This is a genomic window from Lactococcus sp. S64, assembly GCF_016516525.1.
Lineage (GTDB): Bacteria > Bacillota > Bacilli > Lactobacillales > Streptococcaceae > Lactococcus > Lactococcus lactis.
Window position 1 is genome coordinate 524,103 of sequence record NZ_JACVUQ010000001.1, and the last position, 7,154, is coordinate 531,256.

The 7,154-nt window shown below is 33.3% G+C and carries 3 protein-coding genes and 1 pseudogene; all 4 read right to left on the minus strand.

Annotated features, from left to right (window positions below; all coding sequences use genetic code 11):
- Window positions 1-10 precede the first annotated feature (10 nt).
- Window positions 11-1,531, minus strand: a complete 1,521-nt coding sequence (asp1, locus tag IAE51_RS02450) for an accessory Sec system glycosyltransferase Asp1 (protein WP_168784496.1) — start codon at window positions 1,529-1,531, stop codon at window positions 11-13.
- A gap of 40 nt (window positions 1,532-1,571) precedes the next feature.
- Complete coding sequence (locus tag IAE51_RS02455) at window positions 1,572-4,841, minus strand: hypothetical protein (protein ID WP_200094641.1); 3,270 nt, start codon at window positions 4,839-4,841, stop codon at window positions 1,572-1,574.
- A 148-nt stretch (window positions 4,842-4,989) separates the two neighbouring features.
- A complete protein-coding gene (locus tag IAE51_RS02460; protein WP_058208178.1) occupies window positions 4,990-5,937 on the minus strand; it encodes a glycosyltransferase family A protein in 948 nt (315 codons plus the stop codon).
- A 94-nt stretch (window positions 5,938-6,031) separates the two neighbouring features.
- Window positions 6,032-7,154: pseudogene (locus IAE51_RS02465) on the minus strand (hypothetical protein); the annotation flags it as partial.

Sequence of the window (7,154 nt, forward strand, 5' to 3'; positions counted from 1 at the left end):
CTTTATTTGATTATCTTATGAATAAATTATCAGCAATAATCTTCTCATTAAGCCACTGTCCCCAAACAGCTTCTTCGCTATACTCTTTTGCCTTTTCGTAAGCAGAGCGAGAAAACTTGTCCCAATTTGCTTTTGATTGAATAATTTCTGCAATAGAGTCAGCAGCAGTTTGAATTGCTCCATAAGGAACGAGGTATCCATTCTCCCCATTCTCTATCTGTTCAGTCAGCCCATACTTAACCTTATATGCTACAACTGGCACCCCATGATTTAAAGCTTCTAAAACGTTCATCCCAAACGCTTCTCCTTCCGAAGTGTTAAGTAAAAGTCCTGCATTATTTAAAGCAGTTTCTAGCGCTTCCTCTGATTGGTAACCTTTAAAGTTAACAACATTTTTTAAATTATTAGTTTCTACAAGTTTTTCTAAATCTTTTTGAATCTCTGAAGGAGATGAATATCCATAAAAATCAAGGCTTGTTTCCGGTAATCTGCGATAAACATTCGCAAAAATTTCTAGAACATCAGCTGGTTTTTTCTCTGATGATAAACGCCCAACATAAATAATCTTATTTTTATTTCGAGAAGCTGATTTTTTAACTTTTTTAGCAAAAGTATCAGTGAGAGCTATGACCTGCTTAAAATCATAAAATTTAGTGATTTCATCTTTTTGTTGCTTAGTAGCAACAATTAACCCATCAAAATTATCTTTATACACAGTAAATAAATCATTAAGGTAATCCACCACTGATCTTGAAGCTCCTGCTTGCTGATTATTTTTTGAATGAGAATTATGTAAAAATTGCCATTTTCCTACTGCACCTTCCACACCTGCAACAGCGGGGATGAGTGATGGTCGATCATTTATAAATACGCTTGCTTCTTGACTTGCTATCTCATTCATGAAAAAAGTAAAGAGTTCTTCTTCTCGATTAAATCGTCTATTCTTACCTTTATAATTCAATAATTTATACATTGTTGGATTTAGAATCCCTTGAATATTCATATGTATGATTTCCAATTTAGGAGTTCCATTGATATCAAAAAAGATTTGCGGCCCTTGAGTTCCGTCTGGATGAAAGTATTGTGTAGAAGAAAGAAAACCTCTACGATCCCAAATATCTTTAGCTACTACATGATTCATCGAATCATTATATTCCATTGAACCAACTAATCCAACTGTCGCTGGTGCAATCATTACTTTAGCAATAGTTTTTCCAGCATGCTTAATCAGTGATTCATTAGCATCAATTCCTTCAATATGATATTTTCTTTTATTAATCTTGTTTGTGTAACGCACATCAACATCTCTTCCAGAAACATTTATTACATCTTGAAAATAATCATACATATTTATGACATCATCATGAGTTAAACCTACCCTCTTTAAATCTCCAGATAGTTGAGGATTGTAATTTCTTGTCAAAATTTTAGCTTCAATACGATGATTTTTGAACATTTTCAATCGTTTAATCGCTGAAAATTCTGTCCCAGAATTCAGGGTAAAAATATTCTCATTTACAAAATAATTCATTATCAATACCTTTCAGTTAGATATATTATTAAAACTGATATTAAGCAAGAGCTTTTAGCGCTTCTTTTTTTTCTATGTTTTGGTGTTGCTTTTCTATTTTCTCTATTTCAAGAATATCTTCGATAAAACTTGGTTTCTCACTGAGAATATTTGGTTGTTCTGGCGTTGGATAAGAAGAAACCAACTTTTCTACCTTATTCGGAGCTTCAATATTTTTTACGCTAGCTACTACAAGTGAAAATTCTAGTTCCTTTGGATTAAAATTGATTGGTACTTCTGGAAGAACAATTGCAATTCCTCCTTCATTAACAGATAAGAGATTTTGAACTCGTTTAAATTGATTAACTTTTTTCACGCTATTAATAAATGATGAACTTCCAGTAATCGTAGAAAGTAATTGTTTTACATTATCATCTAATGCACTTTTAAAGTAGGTTTTTAAATCAAGATCATTTGGTAGGGAGCTTTCTATTACAATTTTTCTTGTCGGAATACCTGTCATTTTTTCCATTGAATCCAATCGTTTTCTTAAATTACTAATACTTTGATCGTAACTGGAACGAATTTTGGTAAAATGTGTAATTGTATCTTCTAGGTTTTCATCAATCAAAGCTTGAATATGCTCAAGATAAACTTTATGAATTGTCACTTTTAATTCATCAACACTTTGTAAATGCGTTAAGTCTGAAACCTCACTCCCAAGACTATTCGCCAACACTTCAACATTGCGGTAAGAAGCACTATAAATATCCATGTAATTTGGAAGTGAATTAATTGCATTCACAATTTCTTGCAAACCAGTCTTAGAATCTGACATTTTAGCAATATTCTCATTTAATTTAATTGATTCATCCAAATATTGACGATAATCTTTAACTAATAAGGCGAAAACCTGCTCTCTATTTTCATATTCTATCTGCCACTCCTTGAAGTTGGTTAATAGCCTATTTAAGTAGTTTTCAATGTTTGTTCCACGATAAGCTATATCACTATTTCCCAAATCGATAAGTCTTTTCCCTCCAAGTCGTATAAAAATTGAAACCTGTTTTTGATATTCCGCCAATGCTTTAACAAGCTCCTTAGCTATTACCTCAGTTTGGGAATAAAATCTTTGAAATGTTTCTGTCCATTTTGATAGTTCGAATTTCCTGGTTAATCTTATTGATGATTCATTAAACTCAATTTCAGGAATATTAAATTCATCTATAAAATTAGAACCGGTTGCTTCATTAATTGGGAAAGTAAACATATCATTTTTAAAGATAAATTGATTCAAATTATGCAAAGCAGTTTCAAAGTCATTATCTTTTTTTAGAACAATATTTCTTAAATCTAAACAATGATTAAATTCTTGAGTCAATCGATTATATAATTCCTGATTGGAATTATATTTTCTCATTTCTTCTTGATATTGCTTTTGAGCAGCCTCTCTAGATTTATCTAAAAATTGATAATCACTATAAATAACTTTGTATTGTTGATTTAGCTTTTCGAGTTGATTACTCATATTTGTATACTCAGGTAATATTTTTTTATAAGAACTATTATACTGAGGATATTCGTCATGCCAATTTTTTGACTGTTCTTTTAAGCGTAAATAAATTTGCTCACCATTTTGGTAAGTCTCCTCTAAAGCTGAGAAATTATTTTCTACTTCAAACTTTAGTCCATCTTTTATGTCTGTCAACTTCTTAAGTTCTTTTTCAGATTCTTTATAGTTTACTAGAATGGATTCTTTATTTGCCGTTGCAATTCTGAGAAGGCCTGCAACATCAGAATATGCTTTTTTAACAATTTCAATATTCTCCTCGCTTTGAGCAAGCTTTTCTTTAGCAGTATCATAAGATTCCTTAGTGGAGTTATACCGAGTTTCAAAAGCTATATAATCATCTTTTATATTTTTGAAAGACGTTTGCTCTTTCTGGAATTCGAGTTCAAGTTTATCGTACTCCTGAGAAATAACTTTAAATGCTTCTTGTGATTGTCCCCGTTGGTGGTTTAGAAGCCCATATTTTGATTTCAACACTTCTAAAACCATTGTAATTTTTTTCTGAGCAGCCAATGTTTGTCTCAAAGAATCATTATAAACTTTTGACTTATCTTTCTTCTCTTCAACAAGGTTTTTCACTAGTTGATAGCTAGCACTGACTTGCTCAAAAACGCTTTTTTGTAGTTTAAACTTTTCTTCCAAAGGATAAAAATCTTTCGCCAAATTATCCACCCTACTTTTGGCTACATCCCTATCACGGGTGATATAACCAATGACAGTCTTGCTCGGATTTTTAAGGCTATTCATCTCCTCAAGATTTTCTTTAAGCTCAGCATACTTAGCATATTCTGCATCATAGCTTTTTTTGGAAATATTATAAGCAATAGCTACTGCTTCATAGTTTTTTTTGTGTTCTTTATATTTTTCTTCCATTGCAGCCAAAGAAGGCTCAACAAAACTATAAATTTCTTTTGAGGTTTTCGCTTCTTCTTCTGTATTCTTTATTTTTTTATCAATAGATTGAAGGTTTTGCTCGAATTTCTGTTTATTAGCTTTAGTTTTTTCAAAATCTTTGACTAGCATCTCCCAATCATTTTTTATGGTATTTGCATGGTGATATTTCTTACGTGATTCTTCAAAAGTTTCTTTCTTTTCCTGATAATTTTTTTTAAGTAAATCATAGACAGAGACAATCCCGTTCAAACGACTTTGTGTTGCTTTAAATACTTCTCTCTCTATCACCAATTTACCCTTTAACTCAACAAAAATATCGTTTTTTTCAGACTTTTTATCAATTAACTCTTGTACCTCATCGTTAATTTTTTTTAGAGCTATAGAGTGTTCTTCAAACTTTCTTTGAACTACTTCTCTATCTTGAATAATATTTTCATATTCTTCAGTGATTTCTTGATATTCCTTAAGACTTTGCTCATACTTTTGCTTTATTCCTTCGTATTTGACCATTTCAGAAGTATACTCTTCTTTTTTATCAGCCATCTTTTGATAAAGTTGATTAAAATCTTCTAAACTACGATTTAATACCAGATATCCTTTTTTATATTCAGCTAAATCATTAAAGTATTTTTCTGAATGTTGTAGATATTTTTCAAGTAGTTGTTTGTGTGTTCTCAATTCTGAAGAATAGTTACTCCTTCCCATCATATTACTCACTTCCTTTTGCCGTATTGCCACTCCTAATTCTTTACTAGCTTTCAATTCAATTTGACTGTCAGGAATCTCCCTTGACGACGATTTTTGCTCTTTCGAATTTTTCAAGAACAAACTATTCAAAATATTAAGTTGTCTGCCTTGTTTCTTCATTAACGAACCCAACCTCTCTAATAAATAAAGTTTAAAAAATAATAATAATAAATAATAACATTAGGCAGATAGATATTTTTATCTATCCGCCTAAAATTGGAAAGGACTCGTTTCAAAAGATTAACTTAACTTTTAAAAATCCTTTATGTTACCAGGGAAGAGTTTGAGCTATCCACTCCTTAAAACCATCAGTATTAATTCCATACCACTGATTATTAATATCGGCGCTTTTCTCATTAACCTGTTTTTGAAGTTCTGGAGTCCAGCCAGAGAAAATATCAGAAACATTTTCGATCAGTATACGCTGTTCCTTTAACCATTTTTCCTCATCTATTGGCGAAAATTTTTGGGATTTCAAATACATATCTGTTAAATAGTTTTCAAAATCAGATTGTAACCTTTCAGGCTTCCATTTACGAATCATTTCAAACCAATGCCTGTTTTCTCTTGCCCAAATATGAGCTTGATAATTAAACATATTTTCAGAATTTCTTGTAATGGATTTAGGATTACATAACCACATGTAAACGACTTCTTCAAGGTAACATTTATCAGTTGATAGTATACAAGCCAAACCAACAAAATAAGTATCTTCATAAATTGGTAAATCAACCAAAAATCTTAAATTTATCATTTCTAAGTAAGTACGTTTATACCACTTTCCATAAACAGCTTTAACATCTTTATTATTATGAACTATGTAAGTATAGGGATTTCCGGCAACTTGTTCCCAATAACCGGCCAATATCATTTGATGGCCTTGATTAGCCGCATTATAAAACGGCCATAATGCGCCCACATAGTAGAGAACATCATCAGCATCAATAAACATAATGTATTCACTCTTAGAATGATCTATACCGTACTGCCTAGCAACACCCGGCCCACTACTTGATATTTCATGATAATTAATTTCAAGTTTGTCTGCTAAAACATCAAACTTTTTTAAATTAATTGGTTCTCCCCCATCATTAACAAGATGGACATCCAGTTGTGAAAGATCAATTCCAATCTGATTATAAATAGATGCTAACGGAAGCATTAGTTCCGATTCCGTCTGCCCCTTGAAAGGAATGATAATACTTACTTTTTTCATATTTTTTAGTTTCTTCCCTTTATGATTTTCAATGGTATAATCTTTGAAATTTTAAATTTGCGCTCATAAACTATCTGCTTTAATCATAAGCAAATTAATTTTCTTTACGACGTTTTACCTCAGTAAGAGTAAGTACACCAAGTAAGGCACCAAATCCTAGAGCTAACGCTTCTTCGCTACTTAAAGAAACATCACCAGTTTTTGGTAATTTAGTATTACTTGTGCTGATTCCAACAGGAGTTCCAAGAGGAGTCAATGTTGAATTTTGAGTCTCATTAGAAGTATTTATTTTAGTTTTTTTACCAGTAATGGTACCATCTGGATTAATTATTTCACCGTTTGGAAGATGAATTGTGCCATCTGGGTCAATAACAGTACCTTCAGGAAGATCAATAGTTCCTCCAGGCGTTTGAACTGTACCACCGCCAGGGAGCGTAATGCTTCCATCTGGGTTTGAAATAGATGGACCATTTGGTTTAACCTTACCGTCATCACCTGTGCCAGTTTTACCGTCTTGTCCAGGTAATGTAATAGTACCATCTGGGTTAACGACATTGCCACCTGGGAGATGAACTGTGCCATCTGGGTCTACGACACTTCCTCCTGGAACATTAATCGTTCCTCCTGGTGTTGTAACTGTACCTCCTCCGTCTGGGAGAGTGACACTTCCATTATCACCTGGAATAATTGGGCCGTTTGGTTTAACCTTACCGTCATCGCCTGTACCAGTTTTACCGTCTTGTCCAGGTAATGTAACAGTACCATCTGGGTTAACGATATCACCACCTGGGAGATGAATCGTGCCATCTGGGTCTACTATTGTTCCTCCAGGAACATTGTATGAGCCATCAGGACGATCAACTTTTCCTCCATCACTTGGAAGTGTAACACTTCCGTCTGAACCTGGTGTCAATGGTTGATCCCCAGTTACAGTAACATCATCATCTGTACCTGGCTTACCATCTTTACCTGGTAAGGTAACGGTTTTACCGTCACTAGGAGTAGTTGGGTTTGTTGTTCCGCCTGAACTTGAGCCACCATCTGTACTTGATGTTGGATTGGTTGTTCCGCCTGAACTTGAGCCACCATCTGTACTTGATGTTGGATTTGTTGTTCCGCCTGAACTTGAGCCACCATCTGTGCTTGATGTTGGGTTTGTTGTTCCGCCTGAACTTGAGCCGCCATCTGTGCTTGATGTTGGATTTGTTGTTCCGCCT